Consider the following 21,266-nt stretch of genomic DNA (forward strand, 5'->3'; position numbering starts at 1 on the left):
CCGGGGCAGGCCGGACTCACCTCGCGGTCAGCCCCGGCCTTCGCCCGCCCTGCGACGCCGTACCGCGTACACCGAGCCGACCCCCACGGCGACGGCCGCACCACCCGCGAGAGCGAACAGCGGGAGCGCGGAGGAGGAGCCTGTCTCGGCGAGGCCGCCCGTAGGGGCGGTGCCCGCGCCCGTGGAGACGGTGGCGGTCGGCGGCGTCGAAGGTGCCCCGTCTCCATTGCCCGCGTCGGACTCGTAGATGCCGAAGCCCTCCCAGTCTCGCGCCCATCTGCACTCGCCGTTCGCGTCCAAGCGCCTGAGGTGGGCCATCACATCGCCCTCCCCCTTGCCCTCGTCCTTCGGAAGCCCCGAGTTACCGAGGGGTACGCCCTCGTTGACGCGCAGGCGGAGCCGGAACGTCAGCGTCTCGTGCGGGGCGATGTCGGCCGTGGCGAGGACGCCCTCGTAGTCGTCCGGGAAGGGAATGTCGACCCAGGCCCGGGACTTCGGATCCTGACGCTGCATGTCCACATACTCCGGACTTTCCGTGGGCATATCAGGCATCTTGTCGTATGCCACCTTGTTGAGACTGACCTCGACGTCCTCCAAGGCCTTGTCCGTGATGTTCAGGACCTTGAGGGTGAGGCCGTGCCAACCACTGCCGACGCCTATCCGTCCAGGCAGGCCGTCGAGCGTCGCCCGCATGCTCGGGTCCTCTTGATCGCTGTAGCAGTCCCACGGGTCGTTCGACGCCTGGGGTGAGGACGGGGACGCCGAAACGGACGCGGAAGGCGAGCCCGTAGCGGGTGTCGCCGATGCCGACGCCGAGGGTGTCGGCGACTCGGCGGCGTATGCCGTGGCGCCGGTCAGCAGCGCTGTCGGAACCAACGCGGCGGCGAGCAGAGTCTGACGGGTTCTCATGTGATCAACCTCGGAAGCAGGGGCCATTGGTACCTGTGTGACCCTCGTGATCACCCGTCCGTTGTGACGGCCCACCATTCCGTCATCAGATGTTTCCCTGAGCCTCGACTTCGAGCGCGGTCAGGGCGTCGGTGTGTCCCCCAGATCGGCGACGACCGCCGCGTGGTCGGACGGCCAGACCCCGTCGACCGGCCCGTCCCCCGCCCGCCGAACGGCCCGCACATGCCCCAGCCCGCCCCTCCCCGGCGGCCCCACATGGATGTAATCGATCCGCGCGCCCGGCAGCAGGGCCGCCGCGGCATACGGGTTCGCGGGATCCCAGGTGACGGCGGGTGCGTTCGGGGCGGCGTACTGCCAGGCGTCGAGGAAGACTTGGCGGGGGACGACCGGGGCGGTGCGGTAGCCGCCGAAGAGGCGGATCTCGTCGGAGTCCGGCCAGGCGTTGAAGTCGCCGGTGACGATGGCGGGGAAGGGCGAGTCGCCCCGGTTCTCCGAGACGAACTCGGCGAGGGCGCTGACCTGGCGGCAGCGGACGGCCGAGGCGTGCGGGGCGGAGGTGAGGTGGGTGGTGAAGAAGGGGATGTCGTAGGACGGGGTCGCCAGGCGGGTGAAGAGGGCGAGGCGGCCGTCGTCGACGTCGGAGGGGGCCGGCAGGCGCAGCGTGCGCCGGTCCGTGACCGGCCAGCGGCTCAATACGGCGTTCCCGATGTCGACCGTGGGGTCGCCGATCCGGCGGCGCCAGCGCTCGGGGGCGGGTGAGGGGGCCCAGGTCCAGTGCAGGCCGAGTTCGCCGGCCAGCCACTCGGCCTGGTTCTCACCATCGGCGGCCCACACCTCCTGCAGGCCCACGACGTCGGGCCGCAGATCGCGCAGCGCGGCGAGCACGGCCTTCTGCCGGGCCTCCCAGGGGCCGAAGCGCCACCACAGGTTCCAGGTCACCACGCGCATGGGCCACCGTCTCTCGTAGAGGAACCGTTCGAGGTTCCGCTGCCCGTTCGATCCCCTGTGAGAGACATTGAAGAGCATCAGCCTCACTACGAGACAGGAGAACCGCAAACCATGTCCGACCGCGCAGAGACCAGGTACCGGACCGTCAGGGCCTTCCAGCGCCGGCTCAACGCCGTGATGCGCCGCCTGCCGACCCAGACCCTGCTGGAGACCACGGGCCGCACCTCCGGTCTGCCGCGCCGCACGCCGCTCGGCGGACGCCGGGTCGGCAACGCCTTCTGGCTGGTGTCGGAGTTCGGGGAGCGATCCCAGTACGTGCGCAACATCAAGGCCGATCCGCGGGTGCGGGTGCGGATCAAGGGACGGTGGCACACCGGCACGGCACAGCTGCTGCCCGACGACGACCCGATCGCCCGCCTGCGCACCCTGCCCCGGTTCAACAGCGCCGGCGTGCGGACGTTCGGGGCGGATCTGCTGACGATCCGGGTGGACCTCACCGACTGACGCGTACGGCGCCGGTCAGGCCGGCGCCCGCTCGCACAGCTCCGTCACCAGCCGTCCGACGTCCCGCGGCGCCCGCAGCGTCGGGAAGTGGTCGCAGTCCGGGTGCCGGACCAGCCGGCAGCCGGGGATACGGGCGGCCATCGCCTCGTTGCAGCGGATCACCTCGGGCTGGTCCCGCTCCCCGAGCAGAAGCGTGCAGGGCAGGTCGAGTTCGCCCAGCCGGTCGAAGGCCCGCCCGCCCTCGGTCTCGTGGCCGTAGGTCGTGAACCACGCGGGAATCGCCGCCCGCAGCAGGGACTCGGCCTCGGTGTCGGGGTCGGGGCCCGCCGCGCCCCAGGTCCGCAGTGCGAAGGCGACCAAGCCGTCCATGTCACGGGCGGTGGCCAGCCGGCCGATCTCCTCGGTCACCTCCGGCGCCTCCAGGCCGTCGTAGCCGTTGACGCCGGGCACCAGCAGCCCCAGAGCCGCCACCCGGCCGGGGTCGCTCAGGGCCAGGTCGATGGCCGTCCTGGCGCCCATGCTGGAGCCGACCAGGACCACCCGGGGCAGTTCGAAGTGGTCCAGGACGCTCCTGAGGTCGTCGAGCTGGGTGTAGGAGCCGGTGGGCGCCGGCGACCGCCCGAAGCCGCGGGCGTCGTACCGGATCACCCGAAGACGTCCGGCCGCAAGACCGGGCAGTACCGGCTCCCACAGCCGGGAGTCGCCGACCCCCGAGTGCAGCAGCACCACGGGCGGTCCGGCCACGTCCCCGCCGTCCGCGCCCGCGTCGTCCACCCAGACCTCGCCGCCCTTGACCTGCACCATGTGTCCCATACGGAAGACTCTGCCCGGCACACGGCTCCCGTGACAGCCTGCGTCCGGTCAATCCGCGCGGCTCACCCCGGCCACACGATCGCCTGCACCTCGCTGTACGCGTGCAGGGCGTACGACCCGACGTCCCGCCCGACCCCGCTCCTCTTGAACCCGCCGAAGGGCGCCTCCATGTTGCGCCCGACGGTGTTCACGCCGACCCCGCCGGCCCGCAGGCGGCGGGCCACCCGGAAGGCACGGGCCACGTCGCCGGACCAGACGTAGTCGATCAGGCCGTAGTCCGTGTCGTTGGCGAGGGCGATGCCCTCTTCCTCCTCGTCGAAGGGGATCACGGAGACCACCGGCCCGAAGATCTCCTCCCGGGCGACCCGCATATCGTTGGTGCAGTCCGCGAGCAGCGTCGGAGCGACGTAGAAGCCCCGTTCGTACGGCGGCCGTTCACCCCCGGCCACCACCATCGCGCCTTCCTTCCGGCCCGTCTCCACGTACGACTCCACCCGCTCCCGGTGCTCCGCCGAGATCACCGGCCCGACGACCGTGGACGCCTCGCGCGGATCCCCGAGAGGCAACCGGCGGGCGTACGCGGCCAGTTGCTCGACCAGCCGGTCGTACACGCCGCGCTGGGCCAGCACCCGCGTCGGTGCGGTGCAGATCTGCCCGCTGTAGAAGGAGAACGTCGTGCCGATCCCGGCCACCGCCGACCCGAGGTCCGCGTCGTCGAAGACGACCGCCGCCCCCTTCCCGCCGAGCTCCATCAACTGCCGTTTCATGTCCCGCCCGCACGCCTCGGCGATGCGCTGCCCGACCGCGGTGGACCCGGTGAAGCTCACCATGTCGACGTCCGGGGACGACACGGCCGCCTCGCCCACCTCCGCCGATCGCCCGGAGACCACGTTGACCACACCGGCCGGCACCCCGGCCGCCTCCAGCGCCTCCGCCATCCGGTAGACGGACAGCGGATCCTGCGGGGCGGGCTTCACCACCACGGTGTTGCCCATCGCCAGCGCGGGTGCGATCTTGCCCGCCGGATTGGCCCACGGGTTGTTGTACGACGTGATGCAGGTGACGACCCCGACGGGCTGCCGTACGGCCAGCGCACCCATCACACCGGCCTTCGCTATCGGTCCGGCCTCGTTGATCTGCGGCGCGATCGCCCACTCGGCGGGCTCCACCTGTGCGTACCGCCGGAACCGGGCCGCCCCGACGCCGACCTGCATGCCGCGGGCCGTGCCCATCGTCGCGCCGGTCTCGGCCTGGGCGAGTTCGGCATACGGCACGAGTTGGGCGTGGATGATGTCCGCCGCCCGCGCCAGCACGGCCGCCCGCTCCTGAGGCGTCGTACGCGACCACGGCCCGAAGGCCTCGCGGGCCGCGGCACAGGCCGCGTGCACCTGGTCCCGCGAGGCCTCGGGAGCCCGGCCCACGGTCTCCTCGGTGGCCGGATCGACGACGGCGTAGTGGCCGCCGTCCGGCTCGACCCAGGAACCGCCCACGAACAACCGCTGCCGGTCGGGCCCCTTGAAGCTCACCGTGTCGCCACCGTCCTGGTGTCCCGCCCCGAGCGCAGCACACGCCCCGGCACGGCCCCGGTCACCACGTCGTCCCGGATCGCCTCGACCCCGTTGACCCACACCGCCCGCACCCCGATCGCCCTGGAGTCCAGCCGCGGGCTGTCACCCGGCAGGTCGTGCACCAGGGTGGCCGTGCCGGCGTCGATCCGCTCCGGGTCGAAGAGCACCAGGTCCGCATGGAAGCCCTCCTGGATCCGGCCGCGTTCGCGCAGCCCGAAGAGCCGTGCGGGGTCGTCCGTGAGCATCTTCACGGCCTGCTCCAGGCTCGTGAGCCTGCGCCCGCGCAGACAGTCCCCGAGGAACCGGGTGGTGTACGGCGCCCCGCACATCCGGTCCAGATGCGCCCCGGCGTCCGAGCCGCCCAGCATGACGTCCTCGTGCTGCCAGGCCTCGGCGCGCAGGGCCCAGGAGGCGGGGTCGTTGTCGGTGGGCATGGGCCACAGGACCGTACGCAGACCGTCGGCGGCGCAGATCTCGACGATGCACTCGAAGGCTTCCTGGCCGCGCTCGCGTGCGATGTCCTGCACGACCCGTCCGCTCAGCCCTCGGTTCGTCTCGCTGTAGGTGTCGCCGATGACGTACCGCCCGAAGTTGGTCAGCCGCCGGAAGACGCCTGCCTCCTTGGACCCGGCGTGCCGCAGCAGCTCGGCCCGCACGTCGGGATCGCGCAGCCGGGCGATCCGCTCGGGCACCGGCAGCCCCAGGACCGGCCCCCAGCCGGGGATCAGGTTCAGCGCGCAGAAGGTGCCCAGCGACATGTTCATCGGCGTCAGGATCGGCATGGTCAGCGCCACGACCCGGCCGCCCGCCTTGCGCGCCCGCTCACTGGCCAGCAACTGGCGGGGCACCCGCTCCGGTACGGCCGAGTCGATGGTCAGCACGTTCCAGTTCAAGGGCCGCCCGGCGGCGGCGCTCATCTCCACGAACAGATCGATCTCGGCGTCGCTGAACTGATCCAGACACCCGGCGACGATCGCCTCGATCTGCGTCCCCTCGTGCTCCCCGACGGCTTTCGACAGCGCGAGCAGCTCGGCGGGCCCGGCATGCCGGGAGGCCACGGGCTTGCCGTCCCCGTCGGAGTGGGTGGACGACTGGGTGGTGGAGAACCCCCAGGCGCCGGCGTCCATGGCGTCGTGCAACAGCCGCACGATCTGGGCGAGCTGCTCCTTGCTGGGCTGCCCCCCGACGGCGTCCGCCCCCATCACGTACCGCCGCAGCGCGCAGTGCCCCACCATGAACCCGGCGTTGACCGCGATCCGCCCTTCGAGCGCGTCCAGATACTCCCCGAACGAACTCCAGCTCCAGGGCGCCCCTTCTTCGAGCGCGACCAGCGACATGCCCTCGACCTTGGACATCATGCGCCGGGTGTAGTCGGCGTCGGCGGGACGGTCCGGGTTCAACGGCGCCAGCGTGAACCCGCAGTTGCCGCCCGCCACGGTGGTCACCCCGTGGTTGAGCGACGGAGTCGCGTACGGGTCCCAGAAGAGCTGGGCGTCGTAGTGGGTGTGGGGATCGACGAACCCGGGGGCGAGAACGAGCCCACCGGCGTCCTCACTGCTACGGGCATCTTCGGTGACGGTGCCGATGACGGCGATACGACCGTCGCGTATGCCGACGTCGGCGGTGTAGCCCGGCGCGCCCGTCCCGTCGACGACGGTCGCGCCTTGGATGACGTGATCAAGCATGGGTGCACCTCTTGGAGTTGCGGTGATCCGACCTACCCAGGGGCGCGGGGAACTGCGCGACCAGCCCCCACACACCCGCAGCCGCCGTACGACCTCAGACAGCCCCCCGGAACCGCGAAGTCCGATGAACAGGATCCGTGTCGATCTTGGGAATGACGTGCTCCCCGATTAACCGAATCGTCTGCAACGTCTCCTCCTTGGGCACCCCCACCGGCAACCCGAAACTCAACTGATCCGCCCCGGCCTGCTCCCACCGTTTGCACTGACGCAGCACCTCGTCCGGATCCCCGCAGATCACGAGCTCCTCTTCGATCAGCAGCTCGACGAACTCCGCGGTGTACTCGGGCAGCGTCTCCGGCCACTCGGGGAAGCCCTCGGGCCGCGGGAAGGTGTCGTGGTAGCGGAAGACGAGGGACGGCAGGTAGTGCAGGCCGCCGTTGACCGCGATCTCGATCGCCTCGGCGTGCGTCGGCGCACAGATCGCCGTGGTCGTCACCATGACGTTGTCGTTGACGAAGTCGCCGATCGGCTCCGCGTTCACGATCGCCGTCTTGTACTGCTCCAGCACCCACTCCATGTCGGAGACCTTCTGGATGCTGAAGCCGAGGACTCCGAGCCCCTTCTTCGCGGCCATCGAGTACGAGGGCGGCGACCCGGCGGCGTACCACATCGCGGGGTGCGACTTCCCGTACGGCTTCGGCAGGACCTTGCGCGGCGGCAGCTGCCAGTGCTTGCCCTGGAAGCCGACGTACTCGTCCTGCAGCCACATCTTGGGGAACTCAGCGATCGTCTCCTCCCAGATCTCCTTCGTGTAGTTCATGTCGGTGATCCCGGGGAGAAAGCCGAGGATCTCGTGCGACCCGGCACCGCGCCCGCTGCCGAACTCGAAGCGGTTGCCGCTGAGATGGTCGAGCATGGCCACCTTCTCGGCGACCTTCACCGGGTGGTTGACCTGCGCGAGCGGGTTGAAGATCCCGGAGCCGAGGTGGATCCGCTCGGTCGCGTGGGCCAGGTATCCCAGGAAGACGTCGTTGGCCGAGAGGTGCGAGTACTCCTCCAGGAAGTGGTGCTCGGACGCCCACGCGTACTTGAAGCCGGACTTGTCCGCCTGGATGACGTACTCGGTCTCCTCCATCAGCGCCTTGTGCTCGGCGAGCGGGTCGGTCTCGGCACGCTTGCCCACGTATCCCTGTACAAAGAGCCCGAATTCCAAGGCGGTTCACCGTCCCCGGTTCCGAAGTTTTCTGACACACCGTCAGTTTTGAACGACTGTGGCACCACCCACATTGAGGGTCAATACCTGATGACCAGTCAGATGACGCTGACCCCCGCCAGCCACCCTCCGTCGATCACGAACGGCTGCCCGGTGATGTAGGAGGAGTCGTCGCACGTGAGGAAGAGGGCGAGGCGGGCCACCTCCTGAGGGCGCCCGATCCGGCCGAGCGGCACGAGCTTGCGGTACAGCTCATCCAGCGCGCGACCGGTCTCCTCCGCGTCCGCCGCCGGGTCGAGCTGGGCCGGATTGGACATCGCGGTGTCGATGGCGCCGGGGCACATCGCGTTGACCCGGATGCGCCGGTCCGCGAGTTCCAGGGCGGCGACGCGGGTGAGGCCGAGGATGGCGTGCTTGGTGGCGGCGTAGGAGCCCACGGCCGCCATGCCGGTCACGGCCGTGTAGGAGGCGGTGTTGACGATCGTGCCGCCGTCCTCCATCACCGGCGCCACGGTCCTGATGCCGAGGAAGCAGCCGACCTGGTTAACCTGCACGACCTGCATGAACTCGTCGAGGGGTGTGTCCAGGAGGGAGTTGAAGCGCAGGATGCCGGCGTTGTTGACCAGGCCGTCGATGCGGCCGAAGGCGTTCTTGACGGCGCTCACCGCCGACCGCCACTGGTCCTCCTGGCGCACGTCCAGGTGGACGTAGCGGGCGCCCAGCTCCTCGGCGAGCGCCTCGCCCTGCTCGTCCAGGACGTCGGCGAGCACGACCTCGGCCCCTTCCGCCCTGAACAGACGGGCCTCCTGCTCCCCCTGTCCGCGCGCCGCCCCGGTGACGATCACGACGCGCCCGTCCAGCTTGCCCATGCCGTACTCCTCAGAGATGGGGCGCCACGTCGGCACCGAAGGCGGCGATCTGGTCGATGAGTTCACCGCGGCCGCGGCAGCGGAACCGCACCTGGATCTGGTGCACGCCCATCGCGCGGTACGCCCGCAGGGACTCCGCGAGCCGGTACGGGGAGCCGGCGAGGGTGCGCCGGCCGACGTCCCAGGCGGGCACGCCGACATACAGCGGCTCGGTGATGGCGCCGACGGTGATCGGCTCCTCGACTCCGGCCTCGGCACGCAGCCGTTTCAGCTCGGCGATCTGCTGGGGCAGCCGGTCGCGGGGGTCGCCCTGGGGCAGCCATCCGTCGCCCTTCAGCGCGGCCCGGCGCACGGCGGCCGGGGACGATCCGCCGACCCAGACCGGGACGCGTTCCTGGGCGGGTCGGGGCAACTGGCCGAGCCCCTCGAAGTCGTAGAGCTTGCCGTGGTGTTCGGGGAACTCCTCGGGCCCGAGGGCGGCGCGCAGGGCGTCGATCGACTCGTCCAGCACGGATCCACGCCGCTCGAAGTCGACGCCGAGCACCTCGAACTCCTCGCGTACGTGCCCCGCTCCGACGCCGAGGATCAGCCGACCGCCGGAGAGGTGGTCGAGGGTGGCGTACTGCTTGGCGGTCAGGAGGGGGTGCCGCAGCCCGACCACGGCCACATGGCTGAGCAGGCGTATGCGCTCGGTGGCGGCCGCGAGGAAGGCGAGGGTGGCGACCGGGTCGTACCAGACCGTACTCATGGCGGAGGCCAGGCGGCGCGGGATGGCGACGTGGTCGCAGCTCGCGAGGTAGGCGAAGCCGGCGCGGTCCGCGGCGCGGGCGATGGCCACCAGGTCCTGCGGGCCGGCGGCGGCCTCCCAGGGCTCGGCGTAGATCGTGCTCTGCGACTGGACGGGGAGCTGGATGCCGCACAGCGTCCGCCCGTCCGGCGGGACTTGGATGGACACACACCCTCCTCGATCTGACGATCCGTCACATTCAGGCTCGGGCGCCATCGTCCGGGCTGGCGCCGCAAGAGACAAGGGGTGGGGTCGGACAAGGGGACGGACAAGGGCGGTTCACTCCGTGCCGAAGATGCCCCGAATATCGCGATCTTCGTGCGATTGGTCGCAGGTCGTCGCGTTCATGTCTCAGGCATGTCACCGGGTGAGGGCGGCCCGCGGGGGGTTCGTACTGGGTGGCGGCTGCCCGGGAGGTCCGGGCACCGAGACACGGGGAGACCGAAATGATCCGCAACCGCATCGCCGCGATCGCCGCCACCACAGCCGCCGCGGCCCTGCTGCTGACCGCCTGCAACGGCACCGGCGGCGACACCTCCGCGGGGGCCGCCGCGGGGTCCGCCCTGGCGAACCTGAGCTTCAACAGCGGTACCGCGGAGAAGAACAACGCGGCCCCCGGCACCGGCGACTGGGCCACCACCCCGGGCAAGCCCGCGAGCAAGCCGGTCGCCAAGAAGTGGGTGCAGCTGAGCGCGTCGCAGGCGGGCGACCTGAACCCGGTCGTCGTCAACGGCGCCGGCTTCACCCTCTACCGCTTCGACAAGGACACCGCGAACCCGTCCAAGTCGAACTGCGCCGGCGAGTGCGCCACCACGTGGCCGCCCGTCCTCGTCGCCCCCGGCGGCAGGATCTTCATCGACGGCGTGAACAAGTCCGACGTCGGCGTGGTCAAGCGCGACGACGGCAATCTGCAGGTGACGATCGGCGGCTGGCCGGTCTACCGCTTCAGCAAGGACCTGAAGCCCGGCGACACCAACGGGCAGGGCGTGGGCGGCACCTGGTTCGGCGTGACGCCGGACGGGCAGAAGGCCGGCGCCGCCGAAGCGCCGGAGCAGGAGCAGGAGCAGGAGCAGGGCGACGGTGGCTCCGCTGCCCCGGCGAGCAGCGTCACCCTCTCCGACGAGGTCAACTTCGGCGACCCCTCCGAGGGTCTGGCCGGTTCCGGGTGCCAGAACGTCGGCCGCGACGACTCGGCCTCCTCCCTCCAGGCCTCCGGCACGCTGAAGATCTGGTCCGAGAAGGACTGCAAGGGCGAGTCCAAGGTGGTTCAGGGCAACATCGCCGACCTGAACTCGATCGGCTTCGACGACGAGATCTCGTCGGTGTTCCTCGGCTGACGCCACCGCTGCGCACGGGCCGCGGACCCCCGCCGGGACCGCGGCTCCCTCATGCGCCGCCCGGCCACAGCCCGTCGTCCGTGAGCCCCAGCAGCTCGATCGCGTTGCGCCGCACGATCCGGTCGACGACGTCGGCGTCCAGGTGCCCCATCTGCGCCTCGCCGACCTCACGGGACTTCGGCCAGGTCGAGTCGGAGTGCGGGTAGTCGGTCTCGTAGAGCACATTGCCGATGCCGATGGAGTCGAGGTTCTTCAGCCCGAAGGCGTCGTCGAAGAAACAGCCGTAGACATGGTCGGCGAAGAGCTCGGACGGCGGCCGGTGCACCTTGTCGGCCACCCCGCCCCAGCCCCGGTTCTCCTCCCACACCACGTCCGCGCGCTCCAGGATGTACGGGATCCAGCCGATCTGGCCCTCCGCGTACATGACCTTGAGGTTGGGGAAGCGCTCGAACTTGCCGCTCATCAGCCAGTCGACCATCGAGAAGCAGCAGTTGGCGAAGGTGATCGTCGAGCCGACGGCGGGCGGGGCGTCGGCGGAGGTGGAGGGCATCCGGCTGGACGAGCCGATGTGCATGGCCACGACCGTGCCGGTCTCGTCGCAGGCGGCGAGGAAGGGGTCCCAGGCGTCGGTGTGGACGGAGGGCAGCCCGAGGTGCGGGGGTATCTCGGAGAAGGCGACGGCGCGCACGCCCCGTGCCGCGTTGCGGCGGACCTCGGCGGCGGCCAGCTCGGCGTCCCAGAGGGGGATGAGGGTGAGGGGGATCAGCCGGCCCCGCGCGTCCGGGCCGCACCACTGCTCCACCATCCAGTCGTTGTAGGCCTGGACGCACAGCAGGCCCAGCTCGTGGTCGGCGGCCTCGGTGAAGGTCTGGCCGCAGAAGCGGGGGAAGGTCGGGAAGCAGAGCGCGGACTGGACGTGGTTGACGTCCATGTCGGCGAGGCGGGCGGGGACGTCGTACGAACCCCGGCGCATCTGCTCGTAGGTGATGACCTCGAGCTTGATCTCGTCCCTGCTGTAGCCGACGGCGGTGTCGAGCCGGGTGAGGGGACGTTGCAGGTCCTCGTAGACCCACCAGTCGCCGACCGGTCCGTCGTCGCCCGGCCGGCCCATGACGGGCTTGAACCGCCCGCCCAGGAAGGTCATCTCCTTCAGCGGCGCGCGGACGATCCGCGGACCGATGTCCCGGTACTTCTTCGGAAGCCGGTCCTGCCACACGGTGGGCGGCTCCACCGTGTGGTCGTCGACGGAGATGATCAGGGGAAACGTCGTCTCGGTGTCCATGGCGCTCACGGTAGCGCCGATCTGACGGTCCGTCAGCTACGCGCGAGCGGCCGCCGTCGTGCGAAGAGCGCGTGAGGGCCTTGTGATATCCCGCGCGTCCAGCTGTGATCACCCTCTCCGGAGCTGACGCATCTGCCATGAACAAGGCAAACTGGCGGGGATGTAAACGGGTCCTGGGCCCTGCCGTTTGGATCAGCCCGGCTGCGAGGATCGGTTTCCTCCTGGCCGAGCCGAGCGGGGGCATGGGGGTGCCCCCGCGTGAGCCGGTTCGAGCGTGGGGGAGCGTGCAGCCGCAAGGCGGAGGAGGGAGTCGACGCGGAGCGTCGGCGACCGACGACAACGCGGCGAATGTGCGTGCCAGGGCCCGCGACGCCGGGATGATCCAAACGACAGGGCCTAGGGGGACTGCGATGGACGGAGTACCGCGAGTGCCGGAGCAGAGGCGTCCCGGCTCCGCGCAAGGTGCGGCGGAGCCGGCGGCGGACTTGTGCTTCGGCGTGCTCGGTCCGGTGCGTGCCTGGCGCGGCGAGGAACAGCTGGCCACCGGGTCCCCCCAGCAACGCGCCCTGCTCGCGGCCCTGCTGCTGCGCGAGGGCCGCACGGCGACCGCGGCGGAGCTGATCGACGCCCTGTGGGGCGAGGAGCCGCCCTCGCAGGCGCTGGCGGCGGTACGGACGTATGCCTCCCGGCTGCGCAAGGCGCTGGACGCCGGGGTCCTGGTGAGCGAGTCGGGCGGCTACGCGGTGCGGGGCCTGGCCGAGGGCGCGCTGGATCTGGCGGTGGCGCAGGACCTGGCGACGCAGGCGGAGAAGGCCCGGGGCGCCGGGGATCTGTGCCATGCGCGGGAGGTGCTGGGGCGGGCGCTGGCGCTGTGGGACGGCGAGGCGCTGGCGGGGGTTCCCGGGCCGTACGCCGAGGCCCAGCGGGTCCGTCTGGAGGAGTGGCGGCTCCAACTCCTCGAATCCCGCCTCGACATGGACCTGGAGCAGGGCTGCCACGCGGAGGCGGTCTCGGAGCTGACCGCGCTGACGGCGGAGCACCCGCTGCGTGAGCGGCTGCGCGAGCTGCTGATGCTCGCGCTGTACCGCAGCGGCCGGCAGGCGGAGGCGCTCGCCGTGTACGCGGACACGCGGCGGCTGCTCGCGGACGAGCTGGGCGTGGACCCGCGGCCGGGTCTGCGGGAGCTCCAGCAGCGGATCCTGCAGGCGGACCCCGGCCTCGCGGAACCGTCCGCGCCGGTGGCCGAACCGGCGGCGGCCCCGGTACGCCCGGCCCAACTTCCGGCGACCGTCCCGGACTTCACCGGGCGTTCGTCCTTCGTGCGCGAGCTGGGCGAGGTGCTGGCGTCCGCCTCCGGGACCGAGGGCCGGGTGATGGCCGTGTCGGCGCTGGCCGGCATCGGCGGGGTCGGCAAGACGACGCTCGCCGTGCATGTGGCGCACCAGGCCCGCGCGGCCTTCCCCGACGGGCAGCTCTACGTCGACCTCCAGGGCGCCGGTCCACGCGCGGCGGAACCGGAGACCGTGCTGGGGTCCTTCCTGCGGGCGCTGGGCACCGCGGACTCGGCGATGCCGGATTCGCTGCAGGAGCGGGCGGCGCTGTACCGCTCGCTGCTGGACGGCCGCCGGGTGCTGGTCCTGCTGGACAACGCCAGGGACGCGGCCCAGGTGCGGCCGCTGCTGCCCGGCACGGACGGCTGTGCGGCGCTGGTGACGTCCCGGGTGCGGATGGTGGACCTCGCGGGCGCCCATCTCGTGGACCTGGACGTGATGTCCCCGGACGAGGCGCTCGCCCTCTTCACGAAGATCGTGGGCGAGGAGCGGGTGGCGTCCGAGCGGAAGGCCGCGCTGGACGTGGTCGCGGCGTGCGGCTTCCTGCCGCTGGCGATCCGCATCGCGGCGTCCCGGCTGGCGGCCCGCCGCACCTGGACGGTGTCGGTGCTGGCGGCCAAGCTCGCGGACGAGCGGCGCCGGCTGGACGAACTCCAGGCCGGGGACCTCGCGGTGAAGGCGACCTTCGAGCTGGGGTACGGCGCCCTGGACGCCGCCCAGGCACGCGCGTTCCGGCTGCTGGGACTTGCCGACGGCCCGGACATCTCGCTGGCCGCGGCGGCCGCGGTGCTGGATCTGCCGGTGGACGAGACGGAGGACCTGCTGGAGGCCCTCGTCGACACATCGCTGCTGGAGTCGGCGGCGCCGGGGCGGTATCGGTACCACGATCTGGTGCGGCTCTACGCGCGTGCTTGTGCGGAACGGGATGAACAGCCGCCGAGCGAGCGGGACGGGGCGTTGTCCAGACTGCTGGACTTCTACCTGTCCACAGCGGCAGCGATCTATGCGATCGAACGTCCAGGGGACCGCCTGGTGGATCATCTGGAGCCGACGGAACGCGAGGGCCTGCGCTTCGAGGAGGGCACGGCCGCCCTGGACTGGCTCTACACCGAAGGCGAGTCCCTGCTCGCCTGCGTACGGCAGTCCGTGGCCACGAACCGGCTCCGGCGCGGAGTCGACCTGTTGTGGGCGGCCAAGGACCTGGCCGAGTCGGGGGCCAACGCACGGCAGTACGAGGCCACCGCCGTCGCGGTGTGCGAAGCCACGAAGGCCGCGGGTGACCCCCGCGCGGAGGGCCGCGCACGGACGACGCTCACCAACGTCCTGTTGGTTTCCGGCCGAATCCAGCAGGCAGCGGACGAGGCGCGACTTGCCATGGACCGGGCTGCCACCGCCCAGGACGTCGCCGCGGGCAGCTGGGCAGCCAATGACCGGGGGCTCATCTCGCTGCACCAGCACCGGTACGCGGACGGAAAGGTGTTCTTCGATCAGGCCATCGAGGGCTGGACCGCGGCGGGCAACCAATCGGGCTCGGCGACCACGCTGTTCAACCTCTCGCGGGCCCACCTGGCCATGGGCAACGTCACGAAGGCGGTCGACATCGCCCAGCACGGACTCACCCTGCTCGCCGCGTTGGGCAGAACCATGCGGCTCGCCAACGGCCATTACGCCCTTGGCATGGCGCTGACCAAGGCCGACCGGCACGCGGACGCCCTCGACCAGTTCGGCGAGGCTCTGACCATCTTCGCGGACCACCGGCAGCGGCTCTGGGAAGGGACCACGCACTTCAGGGTCGCCGAGGCGCATACCGCCGCCCGCCGCCCGGCCCAGGCAGCGCTCCACGCCGAACAGGCCCTTGCCATCGGGTGCATCGGCGGCGACCGGATGCGAGGCAATGTACTCACCCTGCTGGGGCGTGCGCTGTCGACCCTCGGCCAGGTGGATCGGGCGAAGGCCTGCTGGCGCGAGGCGCTGAAGCTCTTCGAGGAGAACAGCGTCCCCGAAGCCAACGAGGTGCGCGTCCTGCTCAGGCCCGCCGCCGCGACCTGAACAGCGCACTGGGCACTCGACCCGCGGACGTTCAGCGTTCGTTTATCTCCGCCCGGCAGTCTCGTACCCGTCGGACCGTCGCGTCGGGGGGCAGACGGTCTGCAACGGAGCCGGTCAGGCTAATGTGCGGCTCCGAGCACCCGTCCGGTAACCCTCGGGGGAGTTACCGGACGGGTGTTCTCACTCAGCATTCAGCGTTGCAGAGGAGTACGAGTCGATGAGCGAGCAGAAGGCCAAGCCCATCAAGCCGCAGGACAACCAGATGCCGGTCCCGCCCGCGGACGCGGCCGTCGTCGCGAAGGACAACCAGATGCCCGTCCCGCCCGCGGACGAGCAGATCGTCACCATGGACAACCAGATGCCGGCCCCGCCCGCCCTGGACCTGGACAACAAGTAAGCCTCATTTCACGGGGATCGGCCGCGGCGGCCCGGAGGGGAGTCGCCGCGGCCGAGGTGTGTCCGGGGGCTCCCGGCCGGCGTACGGGCCGCGGTGAGCGGAGCGCAATGGCGCGTCCCCACACCCTCTGCGCGCCGTTCCCCCTCCCGACACCCGGCCGTCGCACCCGACCACCACGCTCGGGTGTCATGGCATCCGAGCAGAGCGTGACGGCGGGCGCCGGACAGCCGTCGGCGCTCGTCAAGTTCGTTCAGTTCGTCCCGCTGGGTGCGGCGGCCGTCGTGCTGCTCGACTCCGCCACGGACTTCTTCCCCGACGACCCGCTCGCGGGGATCCTGACGCCGACCCGGCTCGCCCTGCTGCTCGGGATCATCGCCCTGGTCATCCCCGTTCGCGGACGCCCACGGGCGCGGCTGCGGGACTTCCGGACGCGGCTGGATCTGCCCATCGGGCTGCTGGTCGCGGTGTCGGCCGCGACGACGTACCGCGGCGGACACGCGACCGCACCCCTGCGCGGCCTGCTCACCGTCATCGCCTGCTACTACCTGGTCGTCGCGGTGCGCCGCACCCAGCCCGAGTCATGGCGTGCGCTCGGCCTCCTCGCCCTGACCGGCGTCGCGGCCGCCGCCACCAGCGCGTTCTCCCAGGTGACCAACGAGACCCCGACCGGTTTCTGCCGCACCGGCCTGCTCACGGACATCGCCTGCGACGCGGGCGGCGACGGCATCCTCATCCGCGCCACCGGCACCTTCTCCAACCCGAACCTGCTGGCCGCCTTCCTCGTGCTGCTCCTGCCGTTCGCGCTGCTCGCCGCCGTATGCGTCGACGAGCGCACGGCCCGTACGGCGATCGTCGTGCTCGTGGTGATCGGATACGGCGCCCTGCTGACCACCTTCTCGCGGGCCGGCTATGTCGCCGCCGCGGCCGGGCTCCTCGTCCTCGGCGGCGCCTACTGGCTGGCGCCCAGGATCGCCGACCGCGCGCAACGCCGGCTCTTCACCGCCCTCGGCACCCTCGCCCTGCTCGGCGCGGCCGGCGCCATCTGGGCCGTGTCCCGGGCCGGGAACTCCCTGGGTGTGCGGGGTCAGGCCTGGGAGGCGGCGCTCCAACTGGCCGCCGACAACCCCCTGGGCGTCGGACTCGGCCGCTCCGGCGTCGTCATATCCGCCACCGCGCCCGGCGACCGGACCTTCGTCCACGCCCACAACCTGTGGCTCAACTGGCTGGTGGAGGCCGGCCCGCTCGGGTTCCTCGCCATCACCGCGACAGCCGTGATCGCCGTGTCCTGCGCGGCCCGTGCCGCCCGCGCGAAGTCGGTGATCGGAACGGTCGGCCTGGCGGCCCTCACCGGCTTCTTCCTGATGAGCATGATGGACCACCCGGCCAACCTGGACCGGATCGACGCCCTGCTCTGGTACGCCCTCGCGGTGGTCATGGCGGAGGCCCCGGCCACCTGGCGCAACCGCCAGGGCGCCGCCCTCACCCCCGTCCCGACCCAGCTCAAGCGGCCCCGCCACGGCCCGCAGCGCGTCGGAGCCGCCAGCTGACGACCGCGGGGGGCTTCCCCGGCCGGCTCGTCAACTCCTCCCCCGCAGCTCCCCCTTGACCACCTTCCCGCCGGCGTTCCGCGGCAGCTCAGCCACGAACTCCACCACCCGCGGCACCTTGTAGTTCGCCATCTCCCGCCGGGCCCAGGCGATCAGATCGTCCCCGGTCAGCACCGCCCCCGGCCGGCGCACCACGAACGCCTTCCCGGCCTCCCCCAGCCGCGGATCCGGTACGCCGATCACCGCGACGTCCGCGACCTCCGGGTGCAGCCCCAGCATCTGCTCTATCTCGGCCGGGTACGCGTTGAAGCCGCCGACGATGAACATGTCCTTGATGCGGTCGGTGATACGCAGGTGGCCCGCTTCGTCGAGCACCCCCACATCGCCGGTCCGCAGCCACCCCTGCTCCGTCAACACCTCGGCGGTGGCCGCCTCGTCCTCGTAGTAGCCCCGCATGACGTTGAAGCCGCGGACCAGGACCTCGCCGGGTTCGCCGACCGGCGCCTCCACGCGCACCTCCGTGCCCGGGATCGCGCGGCCCGACGTCGAGGCGATGACCGAGGGGTCGTCGCCGCGCCGGCACATCGTCACGATGCCGCTGGCCTCCGAGAGGCCGTACGCCGTCAGGACGGTCTCCACGCCCAGTTCCCCGCGCAGCCGCTCCACGAGCCGCAGGGGCACGACCGCCGCGCCGGTCACCACCAGCCGCAGCGCCGAGAGGTCGTAGGCGTCCCGCGCCGGGTGGTCCAGCAGCGACTGGTGCAGCGTCGGCGGGCCCGGCAGCACCGACACCCGTTCCGCGGCGATGTTCGCGAGCGCCGTGTCCACGTTGAACACCGGCTGGGGGATCATCGTCGCGCCCCGCATCAGACAGGCGATCACCCCGGCCTTGTAGCCGAAGGTGTGGAAGAAGGGGTTCACGATCAGATAGCGGTCGCCCTGCCGCAGTCCCGCCAGATCGCTCCACACCTCGTACGCCCGCAGCGTCTGGGCATGCGTGATCACCGCGCCCTTGGGGCGGCCCGTCGTGCCGGAGGTGAAGACGATGTCCGAGGGCCAGGAACCCTCGACGGCCTCGGCCCGCGCCCGCACCTCGGCCGCGCCCACCTCGTCCCCGCTCGCCAGGAAGTCCTTCCAGGTGCGGAAGTCCGCCGGGGCGTCGTCCGAGAGCACCACCACCTGCTCCAGCTCCGGCAGCCCCGGCCCCTCCGCGACCGCCCGCCGCAGCGACGCGACATACGACGTCCCCAGGAACGTGCCCGTCACGAACAGCAGCCGTGCCCCGCTCCGGCGCAGCACATCGGCCGCCTCCCCGCCCTTGAAGCGCGTGTTCAGCGGCACCAGCACCGCCCCCGCCGACACCGCGCCCAGCGCCGCGACGATCCAGTCCAGGGTGTTAGGGGCCCAGATGGCGACCCGGTCGCCCGGCGCGATCCCGTTGGCCACGCAGGCCGCCGCCGAGCGCTCGACTCGGGCGCCCAGTTCGGCGTACGAGATCCTGGTGCGCCCCTCCACCACCGCCTCGACGTCCGGGTAGCGCTCGGCCGCGGATCGGACGAGTTCCGGAACGCTGCCCCACTCCAAGTCACCGCGCACAACAGCCTCCAGACCACTAGCTGACTGTCCGTCAGATTAGCTGTAGCCTGACGCCCTGTCAGCAGCCGCTTCATCATGCGGAGGTGCGCACATGGCCGGACTCAAGGACGCCACCGCCGTCGTCGGCATCGGACAGACCCCCTTCGCCAGGCACCTCCCCGACGACGAGCGGACCCTCGCCTGTCGTGCCGTCCTCGCCGCCCTCGACGACGCCGGCATCGCACCCGGTGAGGTCGACGCCCTCGCCTCCTACACCATGGAGGAGACCGACGAGGTGGAGCTGGCGAAGGCGGTCGGCCTCGGTGACCTCACCTTCTTCAGCAAGGTCGGGTACGGCGGCGGCGGTTCGTGCGCCACCGTCGCGCACCTGGCCGCCGCCATCGCCACCGGGCAGGCGTCGGTCGGCGTCGCCTGGCGCTCCCGCAAGCGCGGCAGCGGGCCCCGGCCCTGGCGCAACACCACGGCCCAACTGCCCACGCCGGCCCAGTGGACGCGGCCGTACGGCCTGCTGCGCCCCGCCGACGAGATCGCGATGCTCGCGCGCCGCTATATGCACGAGTACGGCGCGACGCGGGATCACCTGTTCAATGTCGCCCTCGCCTGCCGGAACCGGGCCAACCAGAACCCTGACGCGATCATGTACGACCGGCCCCTGACCCGCGAGATGTACATGACCTCCCGGTGGATCAGCGAGCCGCTCTGCCTCTTCGACAACTGCCTGGAGACCGACGGCGCCCTGGCCTGCGTGATCGTCAGCCGGGAGCGTGCCCGCGACTGCCGCCACACTCCCGCCTACGTCCACTCCGCCGCCCAGGGCCTGCCCGCCCAGCACCATGGCATGGTCAACTACTGGAACGACGACCCGCTCACCGGCCCCGCCTGGACCGCCGCCCGGCATCTGTGGAAGAACGCCGACTTCACTCCACAGGATGTGGATGTCGCCCAGATCTACGACGCGTTCACGGCACTGATACCGCTCTCGCTGGAGGGCTACGGCTTCTGCGGACGGGGCGAGGGAGGGGCGTTCACCGAGGGGGGCGCGCTGGAGATCGGCGGGCGGCTGCCCCTCAACACCGGGGGCGGCGGGCTCAGCGAGGCCTACGTCCACGGCTTCAACCTCATCAACGAGGGCGTCAAGCAGCTCCGCGGCACCAGCACCGCCCAGGTCCCGGGCGCCGCCACCTGCCTCGTCACCGCCGGCGAAGGCGTCCCCACCTCCGCGCTGCTCCTGAGGAGTTGATCGAAGGATGCTCTCCCCCGTCCCCGACCCCGACGGCGCCCCTTTCTGGCGGTACGCCGCCCAGGGCGAGCTGCGCGTCCAGGCCTGCGGCGACTGCGGCGAACCCCGCTTCCCGCCCCGCCCGTGCTGCCCGCACTGCCAGTCCTTCGCAGCCGAGTGGCGGCGGATGAGCGGGCACGGCCGGATCTGGTCGTACGTGGTCCCCCATCCGCCCCTGCTGCCCGACTACGCCGCGCAGGCGCCGTACAACGTCATCGTCGTCGAACTCGCCGACTCCCCCCGCATCCGCCTGGTCGGCAACCTCGTCACCGGCCCCGACGCGGCCCTCGACTCCTTCTCCCCGGACCGGATCCGCATCGGCGCCAAGGTCCAGGCCGTCTTCGGCGGCACCGGTCTGCCGCAGTGGGTCCTGGAGCGGCCATGAGCCTCGACGTCACCGCCGACAAGGACACCGGCGTCGCCGTCGTCACCCTCGACCGGCCCGACCGCCTCAACGCCATCGACCTCACGACGCGGGACGAACTCGTCGCGGCCTGGCGGGCGTTCCGGTTCGACGACGCCGTACGGGCCGTCGTCCTCACCGGCGCCGGTGAGCGGGCCTTCTGCACCGGGCTTGACCGGGACGCCGTGGTCCCGCAGCCCGGATCGCCGTACATGACGGACGATCCGCTGCTGCGGGTCGGGCCCAAGTCCAACGACCTGTGGAAACCGGTCGTCGCCGCCGTGACGGGCATGGCCTGCGGGGGCGCCTTCTATCTGCTCGGCGAGGCGGACTTCGTCGTCGCCGACCCGACCGCCGCCTTCTTCGACCCGCACACCACCTACGGCATGGTCAGCGCCTACGAGTCGATGCTGATGGCGCTGCGCATGCCGTACGGGGAGGCCGCGCGGATGGCGCTGATGGGGAGCGCCGAGCGGCTGTCGGCGCGGCGGGCCCATGAGATCGGGCTGGTCTGCGAAGTCACCGAGCCCGGTGCGGCGTTGGCGGCCGCCGTCGACTGCGCGACGGTGATCGCCGGGTATCCGGCGCAGGGTGTGCAGGGGACCGTACGGGCGCTGTGGGCGGCCAGGGAGGCCGCCCTGGCGCAGGCGTTCGCGCAGGCGCCGCACCTGATCGCGCTCGGGAACCTGCCGGGCGAGCGGCAGGAGGAGCTGTTCCGGGCGCGGCGCCGTGCGTTCAGGACACGGTGA

General features: G+C 71.6%; 18 protein-coding genes. 8 read left to right on the forward strand and 10 right to left on the reverse strand.

Annotated elements, in window-relative coordinates; genetic code table 11:
- Positions 1-27 precede the first annotated feature (27 nt).
- Positions 28-909: an LPXTG cell wall anchor domain-containing protein gene (locus ACFQ6S_RS24800; RefSeq protein WP_383413699.1), complete on the reverse strand. Its 882-nt coding sequence runs from the start codon at positions 907-909 to the stop codon at positions 28-30.
- A 120-nt stretch (positions 910-1,029) separates the two neighbouring features.
- Positions 1,030-1,857, reverse strand: coding sequence for an endonuclease/exonuclease/phosphatase family protein (locus tag ACFQ6S_RS24805; protein ID WP_383413701.1), 828 nt, complete (start codon positions 1,855-1,857; stop codon positions 1,030-1,032).
- Positions 1,858-1,968: 111 nt separating this feature from the next.
- On the opposite strand from ACFQ6S_RS24805, the gene ACFQ6S_RS24810 reads away from it, so the two are divergent.
- On the forward strand, positions 1,969-2,361 hold the full coding sequence (locus ACFQ6S_RS24810; RefSeq protein ID WP_383413704.1) for a nitroreductase/quinone reductase family protein: 393 nt from the start codon (positions 1,969-1,971) through the stop codon (positions 2,359-2,361).
- 15 nt (positions 2,362-2,376) lie between these two features.
- Here ACFQ6S_RS24810 and ACFQ6S_RS24815 read toward each other — a convergent pair whose 3' ends face one another.
- From ACFQ6S_RS24815 to ACFQ6S_RS24840, 6 genes are all read right to left on the reverse strand, one after another.
- A complete protein-coding gene (locus tag ACFQ6S_RS24815; RefSeq protein WP_383413707.1) occupies positions 2,377-3,174 on the reverse strand; it encodes an alpha/beta fold hydrolase in 798 nt (265 codons plus the stop codon).
- Positions 3,175-3,236: 62 nt separating this feature from the next.
- Positions 3,237-4,700, reverse strand: a complete 1,464-nt coding sequence (locus tag ACFQ6S_RS24820; RefSeq protein WP_383413710.1) for an aldehyde dehydrogenase family protein — start codon at positions 4,698-4,700, stop codon at positions 3,237-3,239.
- Positions 4,697-6,427, reverse strand: a complete 1,731-nt coding sequence (locus tag ACFQ6S_RS24825; RefSeq protein WP_383413713.1) for an amidohydrolase family protein — start codon at positions 6,425-6,427, stop codon at positions 4,697-4,699. Before ACFQ6S_RS24825 ends, ACFQ6S_RS24820 begins: the two co-directional genes overlap by 4 nt.
- Before the next feature lie 94 nt (positions 6,428-6,521).
- Positions 6,522-7,640: an LLM class flavin-dependent oxidoreductase gene (locus ACFQ6S_RS24830; protein ID WP_383413716.1), complete on the reverse strand. Its 1,119-nt coding sequence runs from the start codon at positions 7,638-7,640 to the stop codon at positions 6,522-6,524.
- Between the two features lie 98 nt (positions 7,641-7,738).
- A complete protein-coding gene (locus tag ACFQ6S_RS24835; RefSeq protein ID WP_383413719.1) occupies positions 7,739-8,509 on the reverse strand; it encodes an SDR family NAD(P)-dependent oxidoreductase in 771 nt (256 codons plus the stop codon).
- 10 nt (positions 8,510-8,519) lie between these two features.
- A complete protein-coding gene (locus ACFQ6S_RS24840; protein WP_383414534.1) occupies positions 8,520-9,458 on the reverse strand; it encodes a TIGR03619 family F420-dependent LLM class oxidoreductase in 939 nt (312 codons plus the stop codon).
- Between the two features lie 284 nt (positions 9,459-9,742).
- On the opposite strand from ACFQ6S_RS24840, the gene ACFQ6S_RS24845 reads away from it, so the two are divergent.
- Positions 9,743-10,633, forward strand: a complete 891-nt coding sequence (locus ACFQ6S_RS24845) for a hypothetical protein (protein ID WP_383413722.1) — start codon at positions 9,743-9,745, stop codon at positions 10,631-10,633.
- 49 nt (positions 10,634-10,682) lie between these two features.
- Here the strand turns inward: ACFQ6S_RS24845 and ACFQ6S_RS24850 are convergent, their stop codons facing one another.
- A complete protein-coding gene (locus ACFQ6S_RS24850; RefSeq protein ID WP_383413725.1) occupies positions 10,683-11,915 on the reverse strand; it encodes an amidohydrolase family protein in 1,233 nt (410 codons plus the stop codon).
- Positions 11,916-12,325: 410 nt separating this feature from the next.
- On the opposite strand from ACFQ6S_RS24850, the gene ACFQ6S_RS24855 reads away from it, so the two are divergent.
- From ACFQ6S_RS24855 to ACFQ6S_RS24865, 3 genes are all read left to right on the forward strand, one after another.
- Complete coding sequence (locus tag ACFQ6S_RS24855) at positions 12,326-15,295, forward strand: BTAD domain-containing putative transcriptional regulator (protein WP_383413728.1); 2,970 nt, start codon at positions 12,326-12,328, stop codon at positions 15,293-15,295.
- Positions 15,296-15,512: 217 nt separating this feature from the next.
- A complete protein-coding gene (locus ACFQ6S_RS24860) occupies positions 15,513-15,692 on the forward strand; it encodes a hypothetical protein (RefSeq protein WP_383413731.1) in 180 nt (59 codons plus the stop codon).
- 188 nt (positions 15,693-15,880) lie between these two features.
- Positions 15,881-17,239, forward strand: a complete 1,359-nt coding sequence (locus ACFQ6S_RS24865) for an O-antigen ligase family protein (protein WP_383413734.1) — start codon at positions 15,881-15,883, stop codon at positions 17,237-17,239.
- Between the two features lie 30 nt (positions 17,240-17,269).
- Here ACFQ6S_RS24865 and ACFQ6S_RS24870 read toward each other — a convergent pair whose 3' ends face one another.
- Positions 17,270-18,835 carry a FadD3 family acyl-CoA ligase gene (locus tag ACFQ6S_RS24870; protein WP_383413737.1) on the reverse strand — a complete coding sequence of 522 codons (1,566 nt, stop codon included), beginning with the start codon at positions 18,833-18,835 and terminating at the stop codon, positions 17,270-17,272.
- Positions 18,836-18,926: 91 nt separating this feature from the next.
- On the opposite strand from ACFQ6S_RS24870, the gene ACFQ6S_RS24875 reads away from it, so the two are divergent.
- The 3 genes from ACFQ6S_RS24875 to ACFQ6S_RS24885 are packed head-to-tail and all read left to right on the forward strand — an operon-like array spanning position 18,927 to position 21,266.
- Entirely contained in the window at positions 18,927-20,075 is a 1,149-nt protein-coding gene (locus ACFQ6S_RS24875; RefSeq protein ID WP_383413739.1) for a lipid-transfer protein, read from the forward strand.
- A gap of 7 nt (positions 20,076-20,082) precedes the next feature.
- The gene (locus ACFQ6S_RS24880) at positions 20,083-20,499 is read left to right on the forward strand and encodes a Zn-ribbon domain-containing OB-fold protein (protein WP_383413742.1); all 417 of its coding nucleotides are present in this window, start codon (positions 20,083-20,085) and stop codon (positions 20,497-20,499) included.
- Positions 20,496-21,266, forward strand: a complete 771-nt coding sequence (locus ACFQ6S_RS24885) for an enoyl-CoA hydratase/isomerase family protein (RefSeq protein WP_383413744.1) — start codon at positions 20,496-20,498, stop codon at positions 21,264-21,266. Before ACFQ6S_RS24880 ends, ACFQ6S_RS24885 begins: the two co-directional genes overlap by 4 nt.

Origin of the sequence: Streptomyces sp. NPDC056479 (assembly GCF_042795335.1) — a bacterium.
Classification (GTDB): Bacteria; Actinomycetota; Actinomycetes; order Streptomycetales; family Streptomycetaceae; genus Streptomyces.